Genomic DNA, 26752 nt, shown 5'->3' with positions numbered 1-26752 from the left:
CGTCCTTCTTTTTTTGTGTAATAAAAACCTAAGCATAAATTACGAAATTTCCCTTTATTATATCTTTTATAAACTTTGTAGAGATTACTTGGGGAAAGAGTCGTGTTTATTTTTATACATTTAATAGAAGGTGGAGTTTAGTAAAAGAAAATACAATCAGTCAATTAAGTTTTATTAAATAATAATGAGAATTGACGTCTAGATTACCTACCTTATCAATGCGTCCTTTTTGTTCAAAATGATATAATAAGAATATTTCGAAAAACTTATTTAGAGGAAGGACAGGGGAAATGGGACAATTATGGTTTGGTGGTACAATTTACACGATGCAACATGATGGGGATACAGTCGAAGCGGTACTTGTTGAGAGTGGTAAGGTTAAAAAAGTAGGAACGTACGAAGAGCTAAAAACCCAAGCAGAAGAGGATATTGATTTGCAAGGAGCCGTGATGTATCCAGGGTTTGTTGATAGTCATTTACATATGATTGGCTATGGAGAAAAACTGTTGCGACTGGATTTAACAAATGTGAAATCTTCTGATGAGTTGCTAGATGTTATTAAACAATCAGCTGCTAATTGTTCTAGTGAAGAATGGTTAATCGCTGAAGGTTGGGATGAAAATCAATTTAATGATATTCGCATTCCAACTGTTCAAGAATTGGATGCTATTCGTCAAGAACCGATCGTCCTAAAACGTATATGCAGACATGTCGTTCTTGCGAATACTTCAGCAATGGCTGCTGGTAATATTACTCAAGAAACGCCAAATCCAGAAGGTGGTGAAATTGGTCGAGATGAAAATGGATTATTAACGGGACTATTATATGATCAAGCGCTTTACAAAGTATTAGATCAAATACCTGTAGAGCAAGAATATTCTTTAACAAATACATTAGAGTTAGCCGTAAATCATTTGCTGTCACTTGGTTTAACTGGTGGACATACTGAAGATATGAGTTATTATGGGCATTTTTCCAATCCGCTGAATGCTTTTAATGAAATTATAGGTAAAAGGAAAAATTTTAGAGCACATTTATTAAGGCATCATCTTGCGTTCGAACAAATGATGACCTCAAACGCAACTTTTACTGAGCCATTTGTAGAACCCGGTGCGATGAAGATTTTCTCTGATGGTGCACTTGGTGGTGCAACAGCTGCATTACTTGAACCATATGAAAATCAGCCACAAAATAAAGGGTTATTCATCCATACCTCTAAACAACTTGATCAACTTGTAAAATTGGCACGTTCTTATGGTGAAGCTGTGGCAGTCCATATAATTGGTGATGCCGCTCTTGAACAAGTATTGACAGCAATCGAAGCTAATCCTATAACGAATGGAAAAAAAGATAGGCTTATTCATTGCAGTGTTGTTAATGACTTACTGATTGAACGAATGAGTAAATTGCCCGTTATTTTAGATATTCAACCACAATTTATCCTTTCTGATTTCCCATGGGTTGTTGATAAAATCGGTCCAAAGCGAGCTGAATTGACCTATCCATTTAAACGTTTTTTAGATATAGGATTGATATGTGCAGGAGGTTCCGATGCACCGATTGAAGATGCGAATCCTTTGCTTGGTATTCATGCTGCAATCGCTCGCAAAAAGCATGAGGAAAGCCATGAAGGATATATCCCAACAGAAAAACTTACACGTTTTGAGGCAATTTCCCTCTATACAACTGGTAGCGCCAAGGTAATTAGCAAGGAACAGGTAAGGGGTACCATTCAACCGGGATATGATGCGGACTTTTCTATTTTCGACAAAGACTTATTTGTTTGCGAATTAGATGAAATTCCAAACGCTATTGCACTTAAGACAGTTGTTGCAGGGAATATAGTTTTTTCAAAATAAGTGATTAGAATTTTAGAAAAAATGATAACATCGTAGGAAATCATTGCACAAAACTGCACATAGCAGTAAAGTTTAGATTGGGCGATCACAAAGGAGAATGGTATGACTAAGGCAATTGGAATAGACGCAGGGGGTACACTAACAAAATTAGCTTATGAAAATGAATTTGGCGAGCTAGTGTTAGAGCATTTCCCTTCGAATCACTTACAAGCTGTAACGGACTGGATTAGCAATCACCCTGAAATAGAAGAGATTGGCTTAACAGGCGGAAGAGCAGAGCAAGTTAAACATTTACTAAAAGAAGTAAAATCCATCCATTACATAGTTGAATTTGAAGCTACATTAAAAGGGGTTCGATATCAACTAATTCAGCATGGTCATCAATTTGACCGCAGCATCATTACAAATGTTGGTACAGGTACATCCATTCATTTTATGGATGGTGAAACACATAATCGTGTTGGTGGTACTGGTATTGGTGGAGGAACACTAGTCGGACTGGCAGCATTAACGACAGGAATATACGACTATCATGAAATTATTAAAAAGGCACAGTATGGTGAAAGACAAGAAATTGATCTTCTAGTACAAGATATTTATCAAGGGATGGATACTCCGATTGCAGGTACTTTAACGGCAAGTAACTTTGGTAAAATGGGAATTGATGAAACGAAGAATCACCCTATTGAAAATATTTTAGCAACAGTGCAAGGCCTAGTAGGGGAAGTCATCACAACATTAAGTATCCAGCTAGCAGAACAAAATCAAGTCGAACATATTATATATATTGGTACAACTCTAAACGAAAACGAAGCATTAAAAAAAGTTATCGCCAACTACACAATTTTAAAAAAGAAAACGCCTATCTTCTTAGAAGACCATGGTTTTAGTGGTGCAATAGGCGCCTTTTTAAATATAACAGTCAATCAAAAGAGCTGAAAAAACTTAGAGTTAATTTGTTAGACAAAAACTTAAATTTGAAAATTAAGTTATCTATAGTAAACCGTAAGAGTGAAATTGCTCTTACGGTTTTTTGTTGAAGTAGTGATTAATATGTTTGATATAAAGTAATTTTTATTAATTATTTGGGTAAAGTGGAAATTAAAGGTATTATAAAGATAGGCTAGTAAAGGAGGTATTAAATGTCTAAAAAGTATTTTATAAAAATGTTCTTATTGATAAGTTTACCTCTATTCACCTGTTTATATTTAGATGATAGGATTGGGTTTATTCCTTCTACTATTGCTGGGTTTGTTTTACTTATTGTTTTAAGTCTCCTGTTGTTTTCAAGAAAAGAAAAAGTATAAGAAATGGATGGAATCGGGGAATCATTTAACTTTCTCTTTACTTCATCACATTATAGAATGGGTATTGGATTAAATTAATAATTTTAATAATATGAGGGGCAATTCTGCGTTGGGAAATCAACATAAGAGTAGCCTCTTTTTTAATTATGAATATAAATCCCTCTTTACAAACGATTTTAGTAGGAATAAAATTAAATTATTATTTACTTAGGTAAATAAAATGTGGAGGTATACAAATGAATCCTTTATTTCATGAAATCTTTCAAACTACTCGAGATATTACAAATAAATTAAACAGTTGTTTAAAAGAGCATGACCTTTATAGCAGTCAGTGGACGATTCTCTATACGATTAATAAAAATGGACCGATGTCATTAACAGACATCTGGAAGTACTTAAAGGTTGAGGCACCTACTGTGACACGAACTGTTGCAAGACTAGAGCAGCTTGATTGGATTGTGCGAACAGAAGGGGAAGATCGTCGAGAAAAAATAGTATCCTTTTCCGAAGAAGGTAAGAAAAAATTCCCTGATGTTTTAGCTTCAGTATTGCAATTTGAGGAGGGTTTGATAGAAACGTTTAATGATGAGGAACAACAGCAGCTGCTAGAGCTGATATGTAAGTTGAAAGGAAGAGCGAATCATTGGAAAAGTTAGAAAAAATTTGGACGAAACGGTTTATTAGTCTTTTCTGTACGAATATGGCCGTGTTTTTTGTTTTTTACGGATTAGTTTCCGTGTTACCACTTTATGCAACTGAAGATTTAAACCGTTCTGATAGTGATGCCGGTTTATTATTATCTATCTTCCTACTATCTGCAATTATTACACGCCCATTTACGGGGAAAGTTTTAGAGCATTTTGGAAAGCGTAAACTGCTTTATATTAGTTTAATCGGTTACTTTGTATGTACCGTACTATACTTATTCTTTAAGCCGTTTGCACTTTTATTATTACTGCGCTTTATACAAGGGATTTTCTTTAGCATATTAACGACAGCAAATAATTCTATAGCTGCAGATATCGTTCCACCATCTCGTAAGGGTGCGGGACTTGGATATTTTACAATGTCACTAAACTTAGCGGTAGTACTTGGACCTTTTGTTGGTCTTTTGGTCATTCAGTATTTAAATTTCGAAATTTTGTTCATTATTATGAGTGCAGTTATTTTAATAGGAGGTATTGCAGCGCTATCGATTAAATTAGATGATATTCCACAGGGCACTAAACAACAAAAATTTTCGATAGCCTTTTCAGATTTATTCGAGAAGAAGGCATTACCTACAGCTGCTTTAGCATGTTTTGTTGCAATTGCTTATGCTAGTGTATTATCTTTCTTATCTGTTTACGCAAAACAAAAGGGTTTGATGGAAGTTGCTAGTTTATTTTATGCAGTTTACGCAGCAGCCATGCTGTTAACCCGTCCACTTACAGGACGCCTGTATGATCAAAAAGGACCTAAATTTGTTATTATTCCAGGTTTTATCCTTTTTATACTAGGATTAATTACGCTAGCTTATGTCAATGGGCCAGTGTTATTCATGCTCGCGGGAGTATTAATTGGACTTGGTTACGGAGCACTTGTACCAAGTTTCCAATCAATGACGATTCAATCCACCGATCCTAGACGTACTGGCTATGCTACTGCTACATTCTTTACACTATTTGATGTAGGGATTGCCTTAGGGTCATGGCTTCTTGGTATTATCGCCACACATTATGGTTATGTAGAAGTTTATCTTGCTGCAGCATTTGTTGTTGCGATTGGAGCAATAGCATTTATGTTGACGCAATTGAAAAAGCAATTAACTGAAGTGAAATAGCAAAAAGCAAACTCCATTAACGAGTTTGCTTTTTTTGATATGAACGCAATGCTTCTCTTGCAAGTGTATCTGCTGCACGATTTTCAGAACTAGGAATCCATTTAATGAAAAATAAATCGAATTTTTTTGAAAGCTCAAGCGCTTCTTCTAAATATGGTTTATATGCTTCATTTTTTACATATTCCTTTTCAATAGATGCGACAACTATTTTAGAATCAGAACGAACAGAGATCATACCCGTAGATAATTTTAACGCTTCTGTTAATCCGCGAACAAGTGCGATGAATTCTGTAGTGTGATTATCATTTTCCCCTATAGATTCACCAATTTTAATTAATTGACCTTCACCTTTAATGAATATTCCTATTGCGCTAGGACCAGGGTTTCCAGCAGTTGCTGCATCAATATATAATTCAATCATTTAGTCACCTGCTACATCATATTTATTACTTAAGTATATTTGATGTAGAGAAATATGAAAAGGTGCAGAAAAGGAATAGGACTAGTTTGGATAGCGTAAACTAAAAAGCAATTGTAGAAAGCTAATAATTGTAACTAAATGCTCCAAGTAGTAAAATAAAAATTATTGAAATTTAGAGGTGAATCGATTTGATGGACAAAGTAACCGTCATAAAAGAAATTGACGAAATGATGGAAAATTATTGTGAAGGTTGCTTCGTTAAAAATCAACTTCGTAAAGACCGAGGGAAGTCTGGTGCCCACCGATTTTGTATCGAGTCATGTACGATTGGGGAGCAATTACACTTTTTAGGCGAAGAACTTTTAAAAGTTTATACAAAATAACCTACTTCAATGTTAAAACACCTTGAGATTAGTCTCTTGGTGTTTTTTATTGTTGAAATAACAGACGGATGCTAGTAACATGTTGATAACAATAACTGAATAATGATAATAATTGTTCAATTGCAACAATTCTTTGTATAGAGTTGTAAAAATTTATTGACTACTTCAGTTAGTGTTTGTACACTGTGAATATACAAATGTTTTTATTGAGAATACAAATGAGTAAATAAACAATGTAAGGATATGATTAAATGAAAGTATGTAAATTTGGTGGAACATCTGTTGCAAGTGCAGAACAAATCAAAAAGGTAGCGGCAATCGTACAATCAGATCCTACAAGACGTCTGATTGTCGTTTCAGCACCGGGTAAACGGTTTAATGATGACATAAAAGTAACAGATTTATTAATTGAGTTGGCGAATGCTGCATTGCAACAAGATGCGGTAGAAGAAAAACTAAAAAATGTTATAAAGCGCTATGAAAGCAATGCAAATGGACTGGGTTTAGATCATGTCATTTGTGAAGTCATTGAGTCAGACTTACGAAAACGTATTGCAGAAGCAGGTTCGGTTGCGGATGAACAGTTGATGGATAGCTTAAAGGCGAGTGGAGAAGACAATAATGCGAAAATGATTGCAGCTTACTTCGATAGTATTGGACTAAAAGCAAAATACATGAGTCCCCTTGAAGCTGGCTTAATCGTAAATGATCTGCCTGCTCGAGCACAGGCGTTGCCAAAAGCATACGATAATTTGAGTGTCTTAAAAGATTCTCAAGAAATCGTCGTGTTCCCTGGATTCTTTGGTTATACAGAAGAGGGCGTACTACGTACATTTGAACGTGGAGGTTCTGATATTACAGGGTCAATTTTAGCCGCAGCGGTAAAAGCTGAGTTATATGAAAACTTTACTGATGTCGATTCCGTATTCTGTGCAAATCCTAAAGTCGTAAATTGTCCAGTTGAAATACAAGAGATTACATATCGTGAAATGCGTGAATTATCATATGCGGGTTTCTCGGTTTTCCATGATGAAGCACTAATGCCGGTGTATAAAATTGGTATTCCAGTTTGTATCAAAAATACAAATAATCCATCAGCACCGGGAACGAGAATAGTGTCTGTTCGTGAATCAAATCATAGCCCAGTAACTGGTATTTCAGCTGATAGTGGATTCTCGATTTTATACGTTAGTAAATATTTGATGAACCGGGAAATTGGTTTTGGTCGTAAATTACTTCAAATATTAGAAGATGAGAATATATCATATGAGCATACACCATCAGGTTTAGATGATATTTCTGTTATTATTCGAAGTCACCAGTTAACTTCTGAAAAAGAAGATCGTATCGTAAAACGTGTTGAAACAGAATTGCAGGCAGACGACGTGCATTTCCGCCATGATTTTTCAATGATTGTAATCGTTGGAGAAGGCATGAATAACAATACAGGTCTAGCAGCGCGTGCGGCAACAGCCATTTCAAAAACAGGAGCAAATATTGAAATGATCAATCAAGGGTCATCAGAAGTCAGCCTTGTATTTGGTGTTCGTAAAGAATTTGAAAACAAAATTTTACAAGCATTATACAATGAATTTTTCGCATTATCAGCAACAAACTTAAAATGATAATTAATTGAAGTAGCGCCTTTAAGTCGATCAAACGATTTAAAGGAGCTCTTTTTTTTACATTATGACTTAAAAACATTCAAATAACTTTACGCCCTAGGTAAACAGCATCTTCTCAATAAAATATTTAAAGAAAAGGATAATCCGATATCATATCAGTACGATAGAATGATTTTTTTAAAAGACTATGATAAATTAAATATTTTAAGATAATAATGAAAGTTTTGAGTTTACCAGATGAAAAAAATTCTGTATTTTTAAAAAAAAAAAATAAAAAAAGTTCAGATAAATGAAAAAATTTTAAAAATAATCATCTTCTTAATTGCAATTTACATATACTTTCATATAGATTAGTAATAGTAACTTATTTTACAGGAGGTGAATTCTTTATTCTGAATCTGAAATAAGGATCAGATCAGATATAAAGAACATGATTGGACAATGATATAGCCATTAAGTTAGTTGTTTTCGTAATACTAATTGCACTTACTGCGTTTTTCGTAGCAGCGGAATTTGCGATAGTAAAGGTGAGATCAACTAGAATTGACCAGCTTGTCCTTGAAGGGAATAAAAAGGCTTTAAGAGCAAAAAAGGTCACGAATAATTTAGATGAATATTTATCAGCTTGCCAGCTTGGCATTACGATTACGGCATTAGGGCTTGGATGGTTGGGGAAACCTACTATTGAAGCTATACTGAAACCATTGTTTGAGATATTCAGCTTAGATGCTCGTATTTCTTCCGTGGTGTCATTTATTATTGCGTTCTCAATCGTAACTTTTTTGCATGTTGTAGTCGGAGAGCTTGCACCAAAAACATTAGCAATTCAACAAGCTGAAACCGTTACACTGCAAACAGCTGGATCACTTATTTTATTCCACAATATTATGTATCCAGTCATTAAACTTTTAAATGGTTCTGCAAGAGGCTTGACCGCATTATTTGGTTTGAAAATGCAGTCAGAATCGGAAGTTGCTCATAGTGAAGAAGAGTTGCGGATGATTTTGTCAGATAGTTATAAAAGTGGTGAGATTAATCGCTCTGAGTATAGTTTTGTGAACCGTATTTTTGAATTCGATGATCGTATTGCAAAAGAAATTATGGTTCCTAGAACGGAAATTGTTAGCCTTGATCAACATTTAACGCTTAAGGAAGTATTTGATGTGATTAATGTAGAACAATATACGCGTTATCCTGTCGTCGACGGGGATAAGGATCATATTGTTGGTATTGTTAATATGAAACAGCTGTTAACAGCTTTTATTTTAGATGAAAAAAATGCTTTAAAACAGATAACACACTTTATGCAACCTGTTATTCGTATTATTGAAACGGTTCCGATTAGTGATTTATTACTTAAATTTCAATTAAAGCGCATTCATATGGCAATTCTTATGGATGAGTATGGTGGTACATCTGGCCTTGTAACAATTGAAGATATAATTGAAGAAATTGTCGGTGATATCAAGGATGAATTTGACTATGATGAGTTACCTGAAGTGCAGAAAATAGCAGAAAATCATTATAATCTTGATGCAAAGCTGAGACTGGAAGAAGTAGAGGCACTCTTAAATATCGATATTAATGACGAAGATATCGATACAATTGGAGGCTGGTTCATGACAAATCATGATCGCATCTTGAAGGGTGAGAAGCATGAAGCTGAAGGTTATGAATTTACCATTCAAGACACCAATATGCATCAAATTGTAAGACTCGAAGTGAAAAAAGTAGCTTTATAATTTGAAGGCGTTTCTAAAGTTTTTTTAGACTTTGATACGCCTTTTTATTTTTCCTACAGATTATACTTTAATATAGCATTTGGTTTTCACATTTTTAAAGAACAATGTTGATATTTAGATTAGTTTTGAAATTACAATCAATTTATTATTCTATTTTATATAAAACTGGCAAAAAAATTTTGATGAAATAAATATTAAATTCAAACTTTATGAATGCTATAAAAGATGTTCTTAAATTACACACAATAAAAAAAGCTATTCTCAAGTTAAACTTGTAGAATAGCTGTACTCACTATATTTTATTTACGTTTGCTGCTTGTGGACCTCGATTACCTTCAATAATTTCGAAGCTAACATCTTGTCCCTCTTCTAAGGTGCGGAAACCTTCCTCTTGGATGCCTGTGAAATGGACGAATACATCTTCACCATCATTGTACTCAATAAAACCATAACCTTTTTCGTTATTGAACCATTTTACTTTTCCTTGTTGCATGTAGGTTCCTCCCAAATGAAACAGAATGTCAAGCATGAAATCCATCACATATTATATGCGGAATGATGGAAGAGTATTCATTAAACCCTGATATGACAAGGTTTTTAAGAATATTACTAAAGTATTGATGCCATCATGATGCCTAAAATAAAAATTATTATGAAGTTTCTAGATTTCTCATCAATTCATTGAATTTTTTTGAAGCCACTTTCTTTGTAGTTTCAACAGATTCATGCCCTAATCGAGCCATTATTAGTTCGAGTGGAACATTTGCCTCAGCTAATAAAGAAGAGCAAGTATGTCTAAAAGAATGTGTTGTTAAATGCTTTTCAATCGTATTCATTTTTCTAAGTATTGATTTCTAGTATTCACGGTTTTCAAATGATAAGGATAACTAAAGTATGGTAGATCTATCCTAGTGACCAAAAAAACTAATTCGTAGTAATTATCCCCAATTGTCGATATCAAGGTATTTGCACTTCATAATACTAATTAAGTAACACAATAAGTTCTTGCTCAATGTCGATAACTCGTATATTGGTGTCGTAATTTCATACTTAAGAGTATTTCCGTTCGGATTATACAGAGTTTTCGCAATACTTATTGTAGCATTATTATAATCGATATCGGACCATTTTAAAACTAATAACTCACATTAACGCATTCCAGTACATGTAAGCAAGTTGAAAATGAAGCGATTTTCAGCTTTTCCAAAAGGTAATAAAGCATCCAAAAATCCTCTTAACTCGTCTTTCTCGAAATAATCATATGCTACAACTTCATTTTCTAATTCTTCAACTGTTTTTTTTGTTTTTGGTGTATTAGCGAATTCTGTTGAATCCGTATGAATTATTCCTAAATCGCTACAAACTAACTGGAATAAAACAAAACACTTTACGTTTAAGTTTTTACGATTATACAATGGCAAATACTTTTTTATGTACGGTTGATAGCCTACGCTAAAATAAATTCCGATGATTCTCTGGTTAATTAGAAAGGCCTCTTTCATAAAGAAAGAGACCACTTATTACTTATTAAGCTGCTTCAATTCGAATAGCTTGAATTTCTTCGCAGTCTACGATTAGTGTTGAACCAGGTTCAGTTGTTGGATCAGTAAAGATTGCGCAACAATTTTTCCGGTCTAAGCTAATAAAAACGACATCTTCTAATACTGTACCACCTCTTAAGAAAACATCTACTTCAGTCGCCGTTTGTAATCGTCTTAATTGATCACATACACAACCGTTACAACGATGTTCTTCTTTCTCATGGTGATGTTGATTATCACACTTACAAACATCTCTCATATTACTCATTTTCAAGACCTCCTTTCCAATTTGAATGCCTTACATTGATAACATATGGTTTAAAATGAAAAGAAGTTGTGCAATTTGTCCAATAAAAGAAAAATTTAATTTTAAGGTTAATACTCTTGATTTTTTAGGAAAGTATCCTCTTGGTGTTTACAAAAAACTTTTGTGATGAGCCTTTGACAGAGGAATATAACCGAACAGTGGGGGAAGTGGATTGAACAAAATCACATTTGAAATTGTCGGAGACGTACAATCTCAACAAAAACCAAAGTTTTCACGGTTCGGCAAGGTATTAGAGCATGTGATCAACCTAGGTCAAAAAGTAGCCCCATTTACACAATTGTACACCGTAAACGATACAAATAGCGTCGACTTGCAGGTTGACCGTCGTGTTATTAAAATTGGCGATAGTGGCGAAGGATATAATCGCTGTGAGTTATTCGTTGATGCTAAGGACGTAGAAGAAAAGATGCAAAAGGACGGAACAGATGAAGAAGGAAATTAAACAACCGAAGTAGATTCACATCCAGTTGGAGTTATTATAAAAGAGCTGACTGATTGTGGCGAAGAAAAGCTCGCCTCCACCCACACCGCTAATTACAGGAATAATAAAGCCTATTTTAAAGTAGAAAATATTAGTGTAATATAATAATATTCTACTTTTAAACCCTGTATCAATAAATATCTAATATAAATAGGTGATGTGAAATGAAAAAGAAAAGAAAAATAGGGCGATATGTTTTTAAATATTTCTGTTTCATATTTTTAATTGTATTGTTAATCTTTGTCCTAAAGAGTTGTGCTGAAGATATGCAGAGAATTAATGAGGAAAAAGCGGGCGAATTTATCTCTAAATGTGAAAATGCCTATGCATTTTGGCAAGGTGTTGATGGAAAAAGCTGTGATGATGCAAGAAAAACATATTATAAATATACCGAGGAAGAGTGGAAAGAAGAAAAGAGAAAATTAATCGAATTTGGGGAAGTAACTGAAGAAGATTATTTATATGATGAAATAAAAGAAGATATAAAAAGTGAGGGGAAAAAGTACTAGTTTCGCTCATAAAGCGCCGTGACGAATTGTAATTTATACTGTTATGTTTATAAAAAAGCAGGGAATTATTAATTATTCCACTTCTTACGATTTGTATAATTGTCGTAGGAGGTTGATTGAATTGGAACAAATAAATCTATCACTTGAGGCTATAGAACAGGAATTGGTTTATTGTCGAGATTTAATTAGCTAATTTATTACTAAATTAGGAAATTTACAAGGGAAAACTAAGCAACTAACTGATCACATTGAAGTATTGCGAGCTATCGAAGAAAATTTATCGGAAAATGGTGCAAAACAATCGCACAAGAAAATAGAAAATGAAATCGAATAATTGTATTAAATACTAAGGCACATCCAATTGGTTGTGTTTTTTATTTTATAGAAAAAGTAGGTGGATGAATGGAGTTGGCAGCAGAAGTAGCTAAAGCCAAGCGGTAAGTTTTTACCCCTTTGGGCGAAAAAAAATGATGAATCCGAAAAATAACGCACTAAACAACCAATACCACCAATTTTCCATCATAAATTTGCCCCTTAATAATTTTTCTTCAAAATTTAATCGAGGATTTTTTATGATAATGTTTAAATAAAACGGAACATCCTCGCTTTTTTTTTTTTTTTTGAAAAAACTGAATATAAAGAAAAATATGATATATTTATGGTATCCAATCAGAGATGGGGAAAAGAAAAATGGGAGATCAAACAATTAAACATAAGGAACTAACGATTTTTCAACACATTGGAAACACAATTGTAACAGAAGATAGAGAAATCCAAATTATTTCAAGATTAGAAGAGCCTCTTATTGTCGTGTTAGCAAATGTATTAAGTAATGAAGAATGTGAAGAGCTGATTGAAATATCTGAAAATAAAATGAAGCGTTCTAAAATTGGAGTTTCGCGCAAAATAAATAACATTCGGACAAGTAGTGGTACGTTTTTAGAAGAAAGTGAGGCCCTTACTAGAATCGAAAGACGAATCGCTTCAATCATGAATGTTCCTGTTGAACATGGAGAAGGGTTACATATTTTAAAGTATACAGTCGGCCAAGAATATAAAGCACATTATGATTTTTTTGCAGAAAACAGTGAAGCAGCAAATAATAATCGTATTAGTACCCTTGTCATGTACCTAAATGATGTAGAAGAAGGAGGAGAGACTTTCTTTCCAAAACTCAACCTTTCTGTATCGCCGAAAAGAGGAATGGCGGTATATTTCGAATATTTTTATCAGGATGCATCATTAAATGAGCTCACTCTACATGGTAGTGAACCTGTTATCAAAGGTGAAAAATGGGTTGCGACGCAATGGATAAGAAGAAGAGGTTCGTATTAAGATAACAATTTATTGAGAGTTTTTTAGCGTTTTCGACTTCTTGTTTATTTAAGAAAAGGGCGCAATTGAGGAGACATACATGTAGAAAATGAACAAACTTTTTACAAAAATTGTATAATAATTCACGAGGAATGATTCCATTCTTGATCAATCTTTTTTCAGAATGGATTCTTTTTATTTGTCGTAAAATGTGGGTTTGCGAGGTGTTTTTGGTCAAACTTTATTTTAAACCTATAAGAAGAGCTGCTAAAGAATAATCAAAGTTTTTGAAAAAACTGTATCCTAAATTACTAAAAAAAGGTATTTTTTAAATATGCTTTCTTTTCAACTTTTCATTTACTATAAAACATGACTTTTAGAATTCTTTTTCTTGGAGATCAACACAATTAAATTATATCAAAATTTTGTTCATTTACTTTGGTGTAGTTTTTCTCTTAGAGGTGATTTTTTATTGGATATGTATGTTAATAACACTATAAAGATTGTGAAGAAATATACTTAACTAACGGGGCAGGTTTGTAAAAAAATGCAGGTACAAGGATTTTACTGAAACTGAAAAAATAAAATCTTGAGGGGGAGTAAAATGAAAGATATTCATGATGAAAGCACATGGCCGGTTTGGGCTAATGAGAGAATAGACATTGTCGAACCAAATCCCAAGTGGATAGAAAAAGGTACTCAGGAAAAAGCACTTCTTCTTAATCTGCTTTCAACTTTCGGCATAACGGAAATTCAACATTATGGAAGTACATCAATTCCTAATTTACCAGCTAAACCAATCATTGATTTAATGGCTAAAATTGATTCATTTCAAAAAATTAAAGAAATATCTTCATGGTTAGCTAATCACGACTGGCATTATGTACCACCTAACTTAGACAATCGACCTTGGCAAAGATTTTTTGTGAAAGTAATTAACGATAAAAGAGTAGTACATTTACATATTTTACTTGAGGGAGAAGAACGGTGGGATAATCAGCTACTTTTTCGTGATTTATTACGGACTAATCGGCAGTTTATTGATGAATACGCTATTCTTAAAAGAAATTTAGCAAAAAAATATAACAATGATCGTGAAGCGTACACTAGAGCAAAAGCAGAATTTATCAATTATGTTCTTAACTCTTAGTTGCGAACTAATATGAGTTTGTGAAAAAATGTACTTCAACTAAAGGGTGCTTTAGTTGAAGTGCGTAGAGCTGTTTAGACAGCTCTTTTTTTATTCAACTAACGTAAAGAGAGTGAGGGAGTTGATCTATTCCTCACTTTCTTTATTTGATTAAAGTTAGAAATTTATCAACAGTAAATGTGCTGTAAATGAGGAAAGAGACTATAAAAAGGGTCACTCGTTGGCAAGTGACCCTCGGTGAGAGAAAAGAGATGTGTAAGGCTAAAATACCTTAACATTACAATTATTATTATGGGCTAGCTACAAAAAAGGCTGTAGATTAATGCAGGAAGCTAGCGCCGACAATAATTAGAAGAATGAATAGGACAACGATTAAAACGAATGATGAATTGTTACGGTTACCATAGTTATTACCATAGTTGTTACCATAATTTTGATATCCCATAATAAATTCCCTCCTTTCTAAACCTATAATATGTATTGTTATAGAAAGGACAGGTGATATTCATCTAATTAATCATTCTTTTTGATTTAAGGTGAAAATTTATCTACGGTACGATTCGAGACTTTCAGATAGTGGTCATTTATTGTCTTTATCGACTTATGTCATGTTTGCTTTGCTATTGTAGCAAAATCAGCTAAACGCTCATGCATATCTGAAACTAATGCCTTACGGAAATTGTATGCTGTTATACCAGTCCAGTTTTTAAAATCGTTAAGGTAGGCTCTTGTTGATATATCTTTACTTACATATTTCTCGTGATTACCATTATTTAAGGATGTTTTCTCAAGGATGTTTGTTCTTCAACTAACGGGGCAGTTTAGTTAAATAAGAATCAGAAATAATAATCGTCACCTATTTGTTCGAATCCTCTTTGGCAGGAGATTATTAATCAAATAATAAAACTACAGAATATTGAAGAAAAACACCTTATAGTGTAAAATTACACAATAAGGTGTTTTTCCTTAGGCTGTTTTCGAAAAGACTGTTGCTATTCAACTATCGAAGAAGTTTACTTCAACAAGTAATACTTAGTTAATCGATTTGATTAAAAGGAGGGATATTATGAGATTGATAGACCCTTTTCTGATGCAGTTGTTTATTGTTCCCTTGATAGTCATTGGATTAGGTGTTATAGCATCTGCTCTTGCTAAAAAGGTTTTTATTGCACCTTTAATAACATTGTTCCTGAATGCTCTATACGAAATTTGGTATATGAAACACTATTATCCTGAATTAGAAATCAGTTTCACATCTTGTTTTACATCTTGGAATATTATTTTCCCACTAATGTCATTAGCGGTTTCTATCGTAGTAGTACCGTTTCTAAAACAAAAAAATAAACAAAATTAGACACCTAATTATAGGAGTCTTTTTTTATGAGGAGTTTCCTCAAAATGATGCTATTCAACTAACGGGTGCTTTACTTGAAGATCATTGAGTTGCATATGCAGCTCTTTTTTCTTTATTGAACTAACGGAGCAGTTTAGTTGAAGAAGGTATTAATGAAAAATAAGGTAAGGTGTCTTCATTAATTTAAGGGGCGGAAGAAAAAAGTTTGAGAAAAACAGTATTAATGTTATTCACATCAATTATTTTAACAGCTTGTAACTCTAGTAATTCAACACTAAGCATTAGCGAATGAGAAGTTGTACCAGACGATGTACAAGCTGTAATTTTCTTTCAAAGTTACTTGCATTATAGAGATTTTTGTTGCACTACAGGGGTGTTAGTTCTATTAAGAAGAAAACAACTTTATTATCGCTATACATATAAAACAAAAAATCGGATGTATCACTAGTTGTGATCTTCCGATTTTTTGTATAACTATTAAGATAACTAGCTACACCAAGCATCCATAAAAGAATACCTTATGATAATTGTTGCATTTACTTATTTTGCACTATGTGCATGAATATGCCTCACTGTATGAGCAGTTGTATCTGATAATTCCATTGCAAAACCCCAACTATCACGATGCAGTGAAGAACGACATCTGGGCACACACCAAATTCTGTCTTTGCCTTTTGAAGTAATTTCTGCAATACCATATCCTTATTCTCTTCGGTGCAATTGGCACATAAATAATTACCCTCTGGTAGTATTGTTAACCCCTCTATTGAAGGATATTTTAAGCAAATGGTAAACAACCGCGTTTTTTCTGGTGTTGTAAACATTCCTGCCATATCTTCGAACAAAAATTGTGGTTGCAACTCTTCTTCAATTTGCTTATAAAAATGATTGTGATAATTCCATAAATTTTTTATCGTAGGGTATTCCAATTTATCAGAAAGCATGATTACCCTTTCTGATAGATGTTTGACAAAGAATTCCCCATTTTGGTTATCTACGCTGTTTAACTTATTTTCATAATTTGTATAGGCACGTTTAATTCTTGATTTTGCGTATTGCAGGCGAGCGATTTTCTCATCTGCCTTTTTTTCTGCCTGTTTTAAAAGTGCAATAATTCTGAGGAGTTCATTCTGCTGCAAAATGTCTTTTATCTCCATCAAATTTAAATCCATTGTTTTGAGCAGTTCAATTGTTTGAAGTTGTACGAGCTCCTGATCAGAATAGTACCGATATCCAGTTTGTTCATCTTTATGACATGGCTTTACTAAACCTATTCGATCATAATGCCTCAAGGTTTCACTAGTCATGCTTACTTTTTCTGCTGCTTGTTTAATTTTGTATAAAATAGCCATAAACCCCCTCTTGACCTTTTTGTAACACAAAGGTTTATAGTGAAATTATATCATGTACTGAAAAAATCGCAATTTCATGAAAAAGTAAAATAAGAGAGGAAGCAAGCTATGATTGAATTAAATCAAGTATCAAAACAATATCAAAGTGCAACTGTCCTAAAAAATTTAACATTAACTATAGATGATAATGGAATATATTGTCTTTTAGGGCGAAACGGAGCGGGAAAAACAACGCTATTAAAATCTATTGCAGGTTATCAGAATATTTCAACTGGAACCATACGTGTTAACGGGCACTATATTAGCACTGCAACGATGGATACTGGTGTTAGTTATATTGAAAATTTTGCCAAACATTTTAATCTTCCAGTAAAAAAACTAATTAGTGTTGCTGGAGATTTAAATCCACGCTTTGATTATGAATTTGCAATGGAAATGATGGAGCGGTTTGAGTTAGATGCAGGTAAAAAATTTAATACGCTTTCGTTAGGTATGAAAACAATGGTTTCCACCATCATCTGCCTTGCGAGTAACAAATCAGTTGTTCTTTTAGACGAGCCGGTGCTGGGGTTTGATGCAATTATGCGTAAGGAGTTTTACGATTTGCTAGTAGAGAGTTTTTCAAGGAATCCACGTATTATTATTGTTTCCACCCATATCGTTGATGAAATTGCAAAGGTCATGCAAAAGCTGATCATCATTGACAAGGGTACCCTGCGTTTTTATGATACCTTACAGGAAATTGAGAAAAAGGCATATAGCGTAAGTGGATTAAAACAGGAAGTAGAGAAAGTCACAAAAGATCTGCATACAATTGGAGAGATACAAGCTGGAGGTTTATTAACACGCTTTATTTTTGATTTACCAATCAGTCAAAGAGATCATCTCGAAATTGAAAAATTGTCCCTTCAAGATTTCTTCATTCGTATGGTTGAGAAGAAGGGCGGGAAATTGTCATGAAACCAGTTCTAACTGTTATAAAACGAAACTTTGCAAGTAATTTAATAGCACTTATTATTACGATTTTAGTCGTTCTTTTGTCTACCACATCTTCGGATGCAAGCATATCCATAAGCCGAGGAAACTACACTTATCTTTATATGCTCATGATGCCATTTTTCATTGTGTATTTTAACTTTAGTAAGCTAATTCATTTAAACGCAACGAAAAAAGATTACTTTTGGGGTGGTATCCTTACCTATATCATTGCCGCAGCGTCAATATCAATGGTTAATACTTTTATCCATCTAGTAATAGACCCAATGAATCAAACACAAATCGTGATTAATTTGTTGGAGCTATGCGGTTGGTGGGAAAATGGTGTATTCGTTGCATTTTTTCAGCAGTTTGCTTTTTTATTGATGGTGGCGGTGTTCTTACATGTGCTGCTTTCTATGCAATCGTATTGGTACGGTTGGCTGACGGACGCTGTTCTAGTGGCGATCATCTGTGTGTTTGTTCCAATCCAGCCTTTGCGACAAATTTTGGTAGGCTTTTTCAAGCTCATTATGTTTAATGGAAACGCTTTGTTGCACATCAGTGTTTGTCTTTCCATCAGTATGGTATTGGCGCTTGTAGGGTTAGCTGTATTAAAAAGAAGATCGATTTAAAATAGGAGAGTTTAAAAATGATAAATGCTATAAAAAAACTTGCTATGAGTGTACTAATTACATTCTCAGTAATACTAGCTGGCTGTTCCTCTGAACCTATAACATATGAGGAAAAAAGTTATGTCACTTCAGCTGCAGAAGTTGATACTATTACAATTGACGTTAAAGATAGAAAAATAGAAATTTTTCAGTCTGAAGATGAAAAAATTCATATTTCTTATAATGAAAGTGAAAAAGAGTTTTATAAAATTGATTTATCTGACGGAAAAGAATTATCCATGGTGTATGCAAGTCATAAAGATTGGGACGATTATATTGGTGGGAAATCTGCTCAAGAAAACAGGACTATTCAGGTATGGATACCTGATGCGTCTATAGAAAATCTGATTTTAAAAACATCAAACGAAGAGATTGAATTGCCCCCACTTTCATTTGCTGGTGATGTGAATATTAAGATAAACAACGGTAATATCCAACTGGACAAGTTGAACGCAGGTACTACAGTAACTTTAGAAACAAAAAATGGCGATATTAGTGGCTCAATTGTAGGTTCTTATGAGGATTTCGCTATATTAAGCGAGGCAAAAAAAGGAGAGAGTAATTTGCCTGCAAATAAAAGTAGAGGAGATAAGACATTAAACGTCAGCACTAATAATGGTAATATAAACCTCGAATTTGTTGATTAATCTTTTCCGCTTGAATGGTTAATCTCTAATATACTTTTAGTTGATGAAATAATGCCAAGGCTTAAGCCAACAAAATGATGGGTCATATCCAAAACATGTACTTGACTTAAAATACTCCCCTATATGTACACGCATGGTACTAAAAGCGTCCACCTAAGATTCAAGAAAAATTGATGCTTGTTTTCTTAAACTTATTGAACTAACAAGGCAGCATTCCTGTAATATCTGAAAGGATATCTAGAGTTTGTGAAATAATGCACTTAAACTAACGGGTGCTTTTCTTGAAGATCATTGAATTGCAAATGCAGCTCTTTTTTCTTTATTGAACTAACGGGGAAGGTTAGTTGAATAAGAAGGGATATTTATAAGAATGTTGAAGTAGTGTATAGGATATCGTTCATCTAAGAAGAGTTTAACTAAATTATTTAATGACAGAAAATGTCTAGTTGATAAGGGGGAGCAATATGAGGAACAAAATGATTATGTTGATTTCTTTGCTATTCTTAATGACACTTGTCGGTTGTAACAATACTGATACGAACGAAACGCGGGAGGTTAGTCCTACTTTTTCATTACCCGTTACTTTTGGCGATGGGACAAAAGGTGAGTTTTTGTTGATTGGTGAAGAAGGGAAAGTTGGTTTCTTGGTTGGCTCTGGTAAAAAAGGTGAAGCAGTAGAAGAAAAGATTATTGCTAATAAAGTAAATAAGTATATGTGGCATTTTTGGGGAGACAAAGATAGTATCAGTGGTGATTTTAAAGTAGTTGGAACTGACAAAGAAGGGAAAGAACATCCCGTTTTGGTATCTGGCAATGATACAGTATGGCAATATTCCAATACTTCCATTAAAGGGTGAAGGTTTTTTTATTTGTATAAAATCACCTATTTTCGAAATATAATTAGATATCTTGAATTAAATACTACCAGGATTCTTCATTATGCCAATTCAATTGACACAATTTTGCAAAACATCCTATTTATTTCAGGGTTATATTCACTTATATTAAGAGTAAGCCAAGAAAGAATCAGGCCTAAAATACATTGGTTAGGAGATGAAAAAATGGTATCGAAAAGATTTTCAAAGGTCCTTAGTGCTTTATTTGCTTTTGCTTGTATTTTCATTATCGCAAATAATAAAGCATCAGCAGCTGAAGCTTTAACTCAAGGGCAAAAAGAGGCGTTACATGAACAATATGTAGAGATTTTAAATGAAGTAAAATCTACTGTTGAATGGGGAAACAGCCTTGTAGGGATCGAAGTTGCTCCAATTGGTGAATTTAAGGAAGATGAATGGGTTTCGCCAGAAGTATTTAAACAACGGGCAGTTGATGCTACACAAGCTAATGCTGTAGGAGTCCCAAACTCTGGTATTACACCATTCTCTACATCTTCAGCTTCACATAAGATAAATATTAGTCATGGTTCATCTAGTGTCTCTATGACAGTAAAAGCTACATTTACTACAACATTATCCAATGGTCGCCAGGTATTTACTAACTACTCTGGTCTTGGCGTAAGTGCTTCATCTGGTACTTGGAAAACAACTGGAGTCGATGCACGAATCATTGATGGAGGTAGAACTTACACATTCACTATTGGTGGTCAATTGACTTATGTAGGTCTTGTTAGTTCTCACACTTTAAATACAGACTTTCTTTGCAGTTCAAGTGGTGTAGTTTCATAACATCCTTAAAAGCATGTCCCTTTATAATTTGGGACATGCTTTTTTATTGTCAAATTCTTATGTTGTTATTAGTGTTTCCCGTCAATCGGTAAATCATCGGATTTAATAATATTAGTATTAGTAGACGAGGGATTGTGAATATTAAAGTTACTTGAGAAATTAACAATTAAACCAAATGTAAGTAGGAGTGATACTATTACTTTCCTTATTTTCATTTTTTTGTTTCCCCTCCTTTTTATGTACGACTAACTTCATAATAATGTAATATAAACTTATAAGAAATAGGATGTTTTGCATAATTGTGTCATTAAGGAGGAATAGATAGTGGATAAATTAGGGGAAAAAGTGTCATATTTTAGAAGATCTAAAGGACTCACAATAAAGGAGTTAGCTGAAAATATATGTGATGATTCCACGATATATAGACTGGAAAAAGGAAAACAATTACCAAGAATTGAAATCTTAAATGACATCTGTATGAAATTAGAAATTCCGTTAAAAGCTCTATTTCCTTTTAATGCAGAAGTGCAAAAACTAAAAAAACTTTGCAGAGAATTCACTTATACAGAAGACTATTTGGCATTAGAATTAGTACTAGAGGAATGTAACAAGGTGAAAGAAGAACTTAGTAGTACATTTAGTAAAAAAGAGTTTAAAAAGCATATAGACTGGCATAAATCTATACTTCTGCATAAAAAAGAGAATAAACTAGATGATGCATTGAATATATTAAAAAGCCTTGTAAACTTAGAGAACTGTACATCTGAACTAGATATTAATATATTGAATTCTACTGGACTAATATATTTATCGTATAACAATGTGGATGACGCCTATAATATTTATAAAGTTATATACAGAAAAATTAAAACTCAACATTTTTTAGAAGATCCTACTCTACTTCCTAGAGTAGGATATAACCTTGCAAATTGTATGTATAGATTAAAATTATATGATGAATCATTAAAAGTATGCCAAGAAATTCTTTACTACATTGAGTCTAATCAATTGATATATTCGCTAGGTGAAATTTATCATATGATAGGAATGCTCTCAAAGAAAAAAGGAAATTATACCGAATCCAAAGAAGCATTCAATAATGCCATAATAATATTCACATTAAATAAAAATGAAACAAATTTAAATAGAGCAAAATTAGATTTATCTTATCTAAATGTTCTTCTCAAAGACCACTAATGATTTACTTAGCCTTTTGATTAGTTCAAATTATTGCGACTTTTATTTAGCCACACCTTTTTAAAAATTCAATAAAATTATTCATTTTTACAAATTTCAAATAAAATGAATTTAACAATACATATGAAAGGTTGTTTATTATGTTTGAAAAATACCCTAGAGCAAATCAATTAATAGAAGAACTTAATTATCATGAACATTTACAAAAGACACATTGGATAAGAATAGGGAGGGAAGAAGCAGCAATCTCATTAGCTAAAGCAGTCTTAACTCAAAGATCTTACAAGTTGTTCATTATTCTCCAGCTATATTATCGATACTATAGTATAAAAAGGCAGTATTTTATTGAAGAAAAATCGGTTTTTCAAACTAAAACGTGATACAATACTACTATATTGCGAAGCACGCACTATCCTAAGGGATAATGCGTGCTTTTTTGTTGGTTTAATATTCTTGAATTAAAATAGTGTTATCTAAAAATACAAACTATCCAAAGGGGTAATGGAAATGGCTATAACTAAAACGAAAACGAAATGTTTTAATCAATTTGATCAAGTTCAATTGAAAGAAATGGGGTTAGATGAAGATTATATTTTTCAAACACTAGCTTATATGGGAAACGCAGCACATCAAATGGCCTGGGCTACTATGACCTTACATAAAGCCTATGATATACCGGTAGAAATCAAAAATGAAATGTTGAAAATGATTCAGAACATATCAGATGTACAAGAACTATTGAGAGAAAATCGAAAAAGAATTATAGAAGAGAAAGCTTTTGATAAGATTTATTTTAATCAGCTTGATGATATGAAAAATGAAATTCTAAGATGCTAATAACACTTGATATATTAAACGAAGTTAAATAGATTATCTAATAATTAATATGTTTAGGAGAAAGCATGCAATTAAAAAACTATTTTCATTTTGAACAAGTTCTATTAAACCTTTTTGGTCTAGCACTATCGCTTTTCACCATCAATTGTTTTCAGCAGCCAACTACATTAATATTAACCAAGTTATTATCATTTATATTATTCTTTATCTCTTATTTATATTGGATTAGATTCCTGGGTATAAGAATTAGAATCGATAAAACGCTATTAGAAGGAAACAACAAATTTTTAAAAAGTAAAACAACCAATAATCGAGAAGGGCATATATATAGAAGAATACAAGGTCTTACTAATGGGGGAACCTCATTAATGTTGGGTATTTTGTTGTTACATCCTGCTCTCTATTATAACAAAGCTTTTTTTATTGCCATTATTTTCTTATTTAGTATGGCTGCAATCAATCAGATGAAAATATGGAGATAGATAAATATTTTTGATTAAAAAGAGGGAGTAAATTGAAAAGTATAGCAAATAGGTTAAGAATATTACGTGAAAACGCTGAATTATCGTTTGACGTATTAGCTAGAGATATTAATTATCCTGATATTCAAATCAAAGCATGGGAAGCTAATCAAATTCAACCACCAATTGAAGCAATCAAACTGCTTGCAATATACTTTGATGTTGCTGTGGATTGGATTTTAACAGGTGAGCAGATCTAGAAACTTTGGCCAATTTGTAAGCAAATGAAAGTAGATGATTGTTACCAGTTAAATAACTGTATGAAAAGCACCTTTTAAGGTGTTTTTTTTATTAACTTTATTTTTATGTAAAAGAATTACTATTTACATAATGAAATTTTAAAAAATTAGTAAAAATTTTATCACCTTATTTCCTTTTTATAGAACCAAATTACCGTACATAAACCATTTAACCTTAATAGACTAATAGTGTATATTTATTTTAATTTATCCATTAACAAAACAAAATTTACACAATTTTACTAAAAAGGTTGTATATAAAGAGAATTATACTTCTTTATAAAACAAGGTTAAAAAAAAGGAGGATTATCATGAAAAACAATGAGATAAATCTTATTCCTAATAAATCGGTATCGATTACCAAACTTGAAGAAAAGATTCCTATCAATATAATGAATGTTGGTTCTGAAGTGAAATGGAAGCAAGGCTATACAGGTAAAGGAGTTGTAATAGCCGTATTAGATACAGGCTGTGATGTAAATCATCCAGATCTATCAGCCGGAATTATTGATGGATATAACTTCACAGAAGAACATGGTGGAGATATAACCATTTTTGATGACACCAATGGCCATGGAACACATGCTGCTGGGACAATTATTGCTTCTAACAATAAACACATTACTTGTTTTTTATGGCTAAGCTCTCTTGTATTTAAGGAAACCTATAAGTTTTAATGTAATACCAACAATAAAGTAAATTATACCGTTCGCAACAATTATTAAACCGATAAACGCTGCTGCAATTTGTGCGCCTTCTGCAGTTGCACCTTGACTATGTTCATACTTCACGAATATAGCCCCAATTAAAAATGCGAAAACCGGTCCTAGAATTCCAATAATAATTCCTGATAACCATAAATCCAGTTTATCATTTTTATACATATAGATAGCAGATGCATTTAAAATCAATAGTATTAATAATAGAACCGTGTAAATTAATGCGTCCATAAAAGCCTCCCTTATTTGATTCATTTAACTATATGATATGTCAAATTGTAAAATTTATCAAAAATTTATTTTTTCTAGTATAATTAGTTGAATAAATTGATAAAATATCAAATTTCACAACTATTATTCAGACAAAGTTGTTTATATATGTTGATGGTTTTAAAAAAAATTTAAAAATAACTGGAATAGGTTGTTTAAAAACTAAATTAAGTTTCTTTATATTATATATATGGTGGTATAGCCAAGAGGTTAAGGCAAGGGTCTGCAAAACCTTTATCCACGGTTCGAATCCGTGTATCACCTTTTCATTTTCATATTTTTAAGTCTGGTTAACAGCTAGCCTTTTAAAAAGAACTCATTATTGATATGCCCAATCTTGGTGTAATCTCAAATGGTGGATGTGTAAAGGGAAGTCCCATGAAGCCATAGAAGCCATAACACCGAGTTTTAAATATAAAGTGTGGCAATCTATTCCGTGAACAACACTGAGCTCTAAAACGAGCAATGGACACCAATATAAGCTTATACACAATTTAAAAACATCCTTCTCTGAACGAGTAGGGTGTTTTTAAATTGTATATAAACCCATTTTTTTCTTATTAAATAAAAATTTGGTATAATTAATTATAATATTATTCTAAAGAAGGAAGGGAGACGTAGTGATTTTACAATTTCCCTAACTAAACTACTGAAAGACATGAAAGAAAGCGGCTTTACCTTTAATCAAAAGGATAGTTTAGTCCATATTCCAATTCAAGTTTTCATAAAGTATTATCAAAAGGAATATAAAAAGGTAGTAAAAAAAGTTATAAAGGTATCATATTGTTAAAGAAATTTGAAGACTTCTGTTTCGAACTTAAAGTATCTTTAAAAAAAGCGTTCTACTCAATAAATGGAGTAGATCGCTTTTTTTCAAAAACTTCATTATTTTTGAATTGAAGGTTGTTAAAAAGTATCTTTTATCTTCTTTATAAAATAACTTCTAATTAACATAAATATTAGGAGAAAAAGATATAGGAGGAATACGGATATGACAAAAGAAAATATTGTAAACGATAATACAAACGAGGTAGAGGCTATGGCACAAGTATCTGTTACCTTAGCAAAAGGCAACAAAAGTGCTAACTCCGCAAGAGTTAATTTATTAACTGGATTTGCAAGTATTTCTGTTAAACATACTAGCGGCACGGGTGTTTTAGGAGTTGAAATTGTAAATCCTACTGGGATCGATGAAGCTGTAAAGACTTGGTATCTGAATCCAGGAGAGTCATATAACAGTTCTATGGTCAGCTTACCAAAAGAGACTTATTATTTGCGACTTTCAAGTTACAGTCAAAATGCAGGTGGTACAGGAACACTAGCTCCATCAACAATTATCGCTTAAAACATCGCTATTAACGTAAGTTCTCAAGAGGAATTTGGACATTTATATTCTTATTGAAGATTGAAGTAACGAAATTTATGCATATGAATTTGTTACCGAGGTTACTTATAAAATAGTACGGAATAACTCTTAAAAAGGATGAGCCTACTGGTCTCATCTTTTTTTAATGCACAATTGAAGGCGAATCTAACATGTCTTTTTGGAATCATGATTTGAAAGTTCAAGCTATTTTGGCATTTTTATATTTAAGTGAACGGAAATATCCAAATATAAAATCTTCACACCTAAGAAACTAGAGGAGCATGATCAGTTAATTATTGTTTTTATTTTTCGGAAAAATGAGAAGGAACTCAAATAAGCACATATTTTTCAGTCCACATTCAACAATAAGTTTGCGCTAACTCAAACGTTGTTTTCCCTGTGTTCATCCTCTCCCCATAACTAGTTCAAATTTG

The 26752-nt window shown here is 32.7% G+C and carries 31 protein-coding genes, 1 tRNA gene and 1 pseudogene; 25 read left to right on the top strand and 8 right to left on the bottom strand.

The genetic code is table 11. The features are described 5' to 3' along the window. Positions 1–290 precede the first annotated feature (290 nt). From MHH98_RS15335 to MHH98_RS15315, 5 genes are all read left to right on the top strand, one after another. Positions 291–1859, top strand: coding sequence for an amidohydrolase (locus MHH98_RS15335; protein ID WP_340713186.1), 1569 nt, complete (start codon positions 291–293; stop codon positions 1857–1859). Between the two features lie 102 nt (positions 1860–1961). Then, positions 1962–2798 (top strand): type II pantothenate kinase, encoded by an 837-nt coding sequence (gene coaW / locus MHH98_RS15330; protein ID WP_038190476.1) that lies wholly within the window; start codon positions 1962–1964, stop codon positions 2796–2798. Positions 2799–3001: 203 nt separating this feature from the next. Next, positions 3002–3166, top strand: a complete 165-nt coding sequence (locus MHH98_RS15325) for a hypothetical protein (RefSeq protein WP_155981207.1) — start codon at positions 3002–3004, stop codon at positions 3164–3166. A 236-nt stretch (positions 3167–3402) separates the two neighbouring features. Beyond that, positions 3403–3822: a MarR family winged helix-turn-helix transcriptional regulator gene (locus MHH98_RS15320; protein WP_038190472.1), complete on the top strand. Its 420-nt coding sequence runs from the start codon at positions 3403–3405 to the stop codon at positions 3820–3822. Then, a complete protein-coding gene (locus MHH98_RS15315) occupies positions 3810–4988 on the top strand; it encodes an MFS transporter (protein ID WP_038190469.1) in 1179 nt (392 codons plus the stop codon). Before MHH98_RS15320 ends, MHH98_RS15315 begins: the two co-directional genes overlap by 13 nt. A gap of 16 nt (positions 4989–5004) precedes the next feature. Here the strand turns inward: MHH98_RS15315 and MHH98_RS15310 are convergent, their stop codons facing one another. Then, positions 5005–5409, bottom strand: coding sequence for a ribonuclease HI family protein (locus MHH98_RS15310; RefSeq protein WP_038190466.1), 405 nt, complete (start codon positions 5407–5409; stop codon positions 5005–5007). 191 nt (positions 5410–5600) lie between these two features. Here MHH98_RS15310 and MHH98_RS15305 point away from each other — a divergent pair, with 191 nt between their 5' ends. The 3 genes from MHH98_RS15305 (at position 5601) to MHH98_RS15295 (ending at position 9159) form a co-directional block, all read left to right on the top strand. After that, positions 5601–5792: a zinc-finger domain-containing protein gene (locus MHH98_RS15305; RefSeq protein ID WP_053417172.1), complete on the top strand. Its 192-nt coding sequence runs from the start codon at positions 5601–5603 to the stop codon at positions 5790–5792. A gap of 251 nt (positions 5793–6043) precedes the next feature. Continuing rightward, positions 6044–7417, top strand: coding sequence for an aspartate kinase (locus tag MHH98_RS15300; RefSeq protein WP_038190459.1), 1374 nt, complete (start codon positions 6044–6046; stop codon positions 7415–7417). Between the two features lie 434 nt (positions 7418–7851). After that, positions 7852–9159 carry a hemolysin family protein gene (locus MHH98_RS15295; protein WP_038190456.1) on the top strand — a complete coding sequence of 436 codons (1308 nt, stop codon included), beginning with the start codon at positions 7852–7854 and terminating at the stop codon, positions 9157–9159. 292 nt (positions 9160–9451) lie between these two features. Here the strand turns inward: MHH98_RS15295 and MHH98_RS15290 are convergent, their stop codons facing one another. The 4 genes from MHH98_RS15290 to MHH98_RS15280 all read right to left on the bottom strand — a co-directional run bounded on the left by MHH98_RS15290 (position 9452) and on the right by MHH98_RS15280 (position 10968). Further along, the gene (locus tag MHH98_RS15290; protein ID WP_038190452.1) at positions 9452–9652 is read right to left on the bottom strand and encodes a cold-shock protein; all 201 of its coding nucleotides are present in this window, start codon (positions 9650–9652) and stop codon (positions 9452–9454) included. Between the two features lie 157 nt (positions 9653–9809). Further along, positions 9810–9995: a tyrosine-type recombinase/integrase gene (locus MHH98_RS22145; protein WP_076065168.1), complete on the bottom strand. Its 186-nt coding sequence runs from the start codon at positions 9993–9995 to the stop codon at positions 9810–9812. A gap of 312 nt (positions 9996–10307) precedes the next feature. Continuing rightward, positions 10308–10661: a hypothetical protein gene (locus MHH98_RS15285; RefSeq protein ID WP_340711476.1), complete on the bottom strand. Its 354-nt coding sequence runs from the start codon at positions 10659–10661 to the stop codon at positions 10308–10310. Positions 10662–10686: 25 nt separating this feature from the next. Beyond that, positions 10687–10968: a hydrolase gene (locus MHH98_RS15280; RefSeq protein WP_412104703.1), complete on the bottom strand. Its 282-nt coding sequence runs from the start codon at positions 10966–10968 to the stop codon at positions 10687–10689. A gap of 211 nt (positions 10969–11179) precedes the next feature. Here MHH98_RS15280 and MHH98_RS15275 point away from each other — a divergent pair, with 211 nt between their 5' ends. From MHH98_RS15275 to MHH98_RS15260, 4 genes are all read left to right on the top strand, one after another. Then, positions 11180–11470, top strand: a complete 291-nt coding sequence (locus MHH98_RS15275) for a hypothetical protein (protein WP_340711475.1) — start codon at positions 11180–11182, stop codon at positions 11468–11470. A gap of 203 nt (positions 11471–11673) precedes the next feature. Further along, the gene (locus MHH98_RS15270; protein ID WP_051448849.1) at positions 11674–12018 is read left to right on the top strand and encodes a hypothetical protein; all 345 of its coding nucleotides are present in this window, start codon (positions 11674–11676) and stop codon (positions 12016–12018) included. Positions 12019–12708: 690 nt separating this feature from the next. Continuing rightward, positions 12709–13353 (top strand): 2OG-Fe(II) oxygenase, encoded by a 645-nt coding sequence (locus MHH98_RS15265; RefSeq protein ID WP_038190448.1) that lies wholly within the window; start codon positions 12709–12711, stop codon positions 13351–13353. A 583-nt stretch (positions 13354–13936) separates the two neighbouring features. Next, on the top strand, positions 13937–14482 hold the full coding sequence (locus MHH98_RS15260) for a GrpB family protein (protein WP_038190447.1): 546 nt from the start codon (positions 13937–13939) through the stop codon (positions 14480–14482). Between the two features lie 319 nt (positions 14483–14801). Here MHH98_RS15260 and MHH98_RS22140 read toward each other — a convergent pair. Then, positions 14802–14873, bottom strand: a pseudogene (locus MHH98_RS22140) (YjcZ family sporulation protein); the annotation flags it as partial. Between the two features lie 675 nt (positions 14874–15548). Between MHH98_RS22140 and MHH98_RS15250 the strand changes: the two are divergent. After that, positions 15549–15836 (top strand): DUF2651 family protein, encoded by a 288-nt coding sequence (locus MHH98_RS15250; RefSeq protein WP_038190446.1) that lies wholly within the window; start codon positions 15549–15551, stop codon positions 15834–15836. Positions 15837–16405: 569 nt separating this feature from the next. Here MHH98_RS15250 and MHH98_RS15245 read toward each other — a convergent pair. Beyond that, positions 16406–17188 carry a MerR family transcriptional regulator gene (locus MHH98_RS15245; protein WP_340713182.1) on the bottom strand — a complete coding sequence of 261 codons (783 nt, stop codon included), beginning with the start codon at positions 17186–17188 and terminating at the stop codon, positions 16406–16408. A gap of 108 nt (positions 17189–17296) precedes the next feature. Between MHH98_RS15245 and MHH98_RS15240 the strand changes: the two genes are divergently transcribed. The 10 genes from MHH98_RS15240 (at position 17297) to MHH98_RS15195 (ending at position 24640) form a co-directional block, all read left to right on the top strand. After that, positions 17297–18148, top strand: a complete 852-nt coding sequence (locus tag MHH98_RS15240; RefSeq protein ID WP_340713180.1) for an ABC transporter ATP-binding protein — start codon at positions 17297–17299, stop codon at positions 18146–18148. Further along, positions 18145–18798 carry a hypothetical protein gene (locus tag MHH98_RS15235; protein WP_076033960.1) on the top strand — a complete coding sequence of 218 codons (654 nt, stop codon included), beginning with the start codon at positions 18145–18147 and terminating at the stop codon, positions 18796–18798. The genes MHH98_RS15240 and MHH98_RS15235 overlap by 4 nt, the downstream gene beginning before the upstream one ends. Positions 18799–18815: 17 nt before the next feature. Then, positions 18816–19484: a DUF4097 family beta strand repeat-containing protein gene (locus MHH98_RS15230; protein WP_038190444.1), complete on the top strand. Its 669-nt coding sequence runs from the start codon at positions 18816–18818 to the stop codon at positions 19482–19484. A 464-nt stretch (positions 19485–19948) separates the two neighbouring features. Next, the gene (locus MHH98_RS15225) at positions 19949–20341 is read left to right on the top strand and encodes a hypothetical protein (RefSeq protein ID WP_340713178.1); all 393 of its coding nucleotides are present in this window, start codon (positions 19949–19951) and stop codon (positions 20339–20341) included. A 204-nt stretch (positions 20342–20545) separates the two neighbouring features. Continuing rightward, the gene (locus MHH98_RS15220) at positions 20546–21169 is read left to right on the top strand and encodes a hypothetical protein (RefSeq protein ID WP_038190442.1); all 624 of its coding nucleotides are present in this window, start codon (positions 20546–20548) and stop codon (positions 21167–21169) included. Positions 21170–21493: 324 nt separating this feature from the next. Next, positions 21494–22366, top strand: coding sequence for a helix-turn-helix domain-containing protein (locus tag MHH98_RS15215; RefSeq protein ID WP_038190441.1), 873 nt, complete (start codon positions 21494–21496; stop codon positions 22364–22366). A 507-nt stretch (positions 22367–22873) separates the two neighbouring features. Then, on the top strand, positions 22874–23203 hold the full coding sequence (locus MHH98_RS15210; RefSeq protein WP_051448847.1) for a hypothetical protein: 330 nt from the start codon (positions 22874–22876) through the stop codon (positions 23201–23203). 65 nt (positions 23204–23268) lie between these two features. Continuing rightward, positions 23269–23685, top strand: coding sequence for a hypothetical protein (locus MHH98_RS15205; protein WP_038190439.1), 417 nt, complete (start codon positions 23269–23271; stop codon positions 23683–23685). Positions 23686–23717: 32 nt separating this feature from the next. Further along, entirely contained in the window at positions 23718–23924 is a 207-nt protein-coding gene (locus tag MHH98_RS15200; protein WP_340713176.1) for a helix-turn-helix domain-containing protein, read from the top strand. Between the two features lie 350 nt (positions 23925–24274). Next, positions 24275–24640 carry a S8 family serine peptidase gene (locus MHH98_RS15195; protein ID WP_340713174.1) on the top strand — a complete coding sequence of 122 codons (366 nt, stop codon included), beginning with the start codon at positions 24275–24277 and terminating at the stop codon, positions 24638–24640. Here MHH98_RS15195 and MHH98_RS15190 read toward each other — a convergent pair. Further along, the gene (locus tag MHH98_RS15190; RefSeq protein ID WP_340713172.1) at positions 24602–24913 is read right to left on the bottom strand and encodes an ABC transporter permease; all 312 of its coding nucleotides are present in this window, start codon (positions 24911–24913) and stop codon (positions 24602–24604) included. The genes MHH98_RS15195 and MHH98_RS15190 overlap by 39 nt on opposite strands. Before the next feature lie 231 nt (positions 24914–25144). Between MHH98_RS15190 and MHH98_RS15185 the strand changes: the two genes are divergently transcribed. Continuing rightward, positions 25145–25216, top strand: a tRNA-Cys gene (locus tag MHH98_RS15185). Positions 25217–25943: 727 nt separating this feature from the next. Further along, on the top strand, positions 25944–26297 hold the full coding sequence (locus tag MHH98_RS15180) for a hypothetical protein (protein WP_340713171.1): 354 nt from the start codon (positions 25944–25946) through the stop codon (positions 26295–26297). Positions 26298–26752: the final 455 nt, after the last annotated feature.

The sequence above is a fragment of the Viridibacillus sp. FSL H8-0110 genome, assembly GCF_038003565.1.
Classification (GTDB): Bacteria; Bacillota; Bacilli; order Bacillales_A; family Planococcaceae; genus Viridibacillus; species Viridibacillus arenosi.
Note: the sequence above shows the minus strand (reverse complement) of the source record. Positions and strands in the feature narration are given on the sequence as shown.

Excerpts from the sequence above, each read along its gene's own strand:
- MHH98_RS15245 (WP_340713182.1), bottom strand. The coding sequence starts at position 17,188 with ATGGCTATTTTATACAAAATTAAACAAGCAGCAGAAAAAGTAAGCATG.
- MHH98_RS15195 (WP_340713174.1), top strand. The coding sequence starts at position 24,275 with ATGAAAAACAATGAGATAAATCTTATTCCTAATAAATCGGTATCGATT.
- MHH98_RS15305 (WP_053417172.1), top strand. The coding sequence starts at position 5,601 with ATGGACAAAGTAACCGTCATAAAAGAAATTGACGAAATGATGGAAAAT.
- MHH98_RS15250 (WP_038190446.1), top strand. The coding sequence starts at position 15,549 with ATGAGATTGATAGACCCTTTTCTGATGCAGTTGTTTATTGTTCCCTTG.
- MHH98_RS15300 (WP_038190459.1), top strand. The coding sequence starts at position 6,044 with ATGAAAGTATGTAAATTTGGTGGAACATCTGTTGCAAGTGCAGAACAA.
- MHH98_RS15210 (WP_051448847.1), top strand. The coding sequence starts at position 22,874 with ATGGCTATAACTAAAACGAAAACGAAATGTTTTAATCAATTTGATCAA.
- MHH98_RS22145 (WP_076065168.1), bottom strand. The coding sequence starts at position 9,995 with ATGAATACGATTGAAAAGCATTTAACAACACATTCTTTTAGACATACT.
- MHH98_RS15290 (WP_038190452.1), bottom strand. The coding sequence starts at position 9,652 with ATGCAACAAGGAAAAGTAAAATGGTTCAATAACGAAAAAGGTTATGGT.
- MHH98_RS15235 (WP_076033960.1), top strand. The coding sequence starts at position 18,145 with ATGAAACCAGTTCTAACTGTTATAAAACGAAACTTTGCAAGTAATTTA.
- MHH98_RS15225 (WP_340713178.1), top strand. The coding sequence starts at position 19,949 with ATGAGGAACAAAATGATTATGTTGATTTCTTTGCTATTCTTAATGACA.
- MHH98_RS15265 (WP_038190448.1), top strand. The coding sequence starts at position 12,709 with ATGGGAGATCAAACAATTAAACATAAGGAACTAACGATTTTTCAACAC.
- MHH98_RS15335 (WP_340713186.1), top strand. The coding sequence starts at position 291 with ATGGGACAATTATGGTTTGGTGGTACAATTTACACGATGCAACATGAT.
- MHH98_RS15270 (WP_051448849.1), top strand. The coding sequence starts at position 11,674 with ATGAAAAAGAAAAGAAAAATAGGGCGATATGTTTTTAAATATTTCTGT.
- MHH98_RS15240 (WP_340713180.1), top strand. The coding sequence starts at position 17,297 with ATGATTGAATTAAATCAAGTATCAAAACAATATCAAAGTGCAACTGTC.
- MHH98_RS15220 (WP_038190442.1), top strand. The coding sequence starts at position 20,546 with ATGGTATCGAAAAGATTTTCAAAGGTCCTTAGTGCTTTATTTGCTTTT.
- MHH98_RS15280 (WP_412104703.1), bottom strand. The coding sequence starts at position 10,968 with ATGAGTAATATGAGAGATGTTTGTAAGTGTGATAATCAACATCACCAT.
- MHH98_RS15190 (WP_340713172.1), bottom strand. The coding sequence starts at position 24,913 with ATGGACGCATTAATTTACACGGTTCTATTATTAATACTATTGATTTTA.
- MHH98_RS15310 (WP_038190466.1), bottom strand. The coding sequence starts at position 5,409 with ATGATTGAATTATATATTGATGCAGCAACTGCTGGAAACCCTGGTCCT.
- MHH98_RS15205 (WP_038190439.1), top strand. The coding sequence starts at position 23,269 with ATGCAATTAAAAAACTATTTTCATTTTGAACAAGTTCTATTAAACCTT.
- MHH98_RS15230 (WP_038190444.1), top strand. The coding sequence starts at position 18,816 with ATGATAAATGCTATAAAAAAACTTGCTATGAGTGTACTAATTACATTC.
- MHH98_RS15180 (WP_340713171.1), top strand. The coding sequence starts at position 25,944 with ATGACAAAAGAAAATATTGTAAACGATAATACAAACGAGGTAGAGGCT.
- coaW (WP_038190476.1), top strand. The coding sequence starts at position 1,962 with ATGACTAAGGCAATTGGAATAGACGCAGGGGGTACACTAACAAAATTA.
- MHH98_RS15320 (WP_038190472.1), top strand. The coding sequence starts at position 3,403 with ATGAATCCTTTATTTCATGAAATCTTTCAAACTACTCGAGATATTACA.
- MHH98_RS15260 (WP_038190447.1), top strand. The coding sequence starts at position 13,937 with ATGAAAGATATTCATGATGAAAGCACATGGCCGGTTTGGGCTAATGAG.
- MHH98_RS15325 (WP_155981207.1), top strand. The coding sequence starts at position 3,002 with ATGTCTAAAAAGTATTTTATAAAAATGTTCTTATTGATAAGTTTACCT.
- MHH98_RS15285 (WP_340711476.1), bottom strand. The coding sequence starts at position 10,661 with ATGAAAGAGGCCTTTCTAATTAACCAGAGAATCATCGGAATTTATTTT.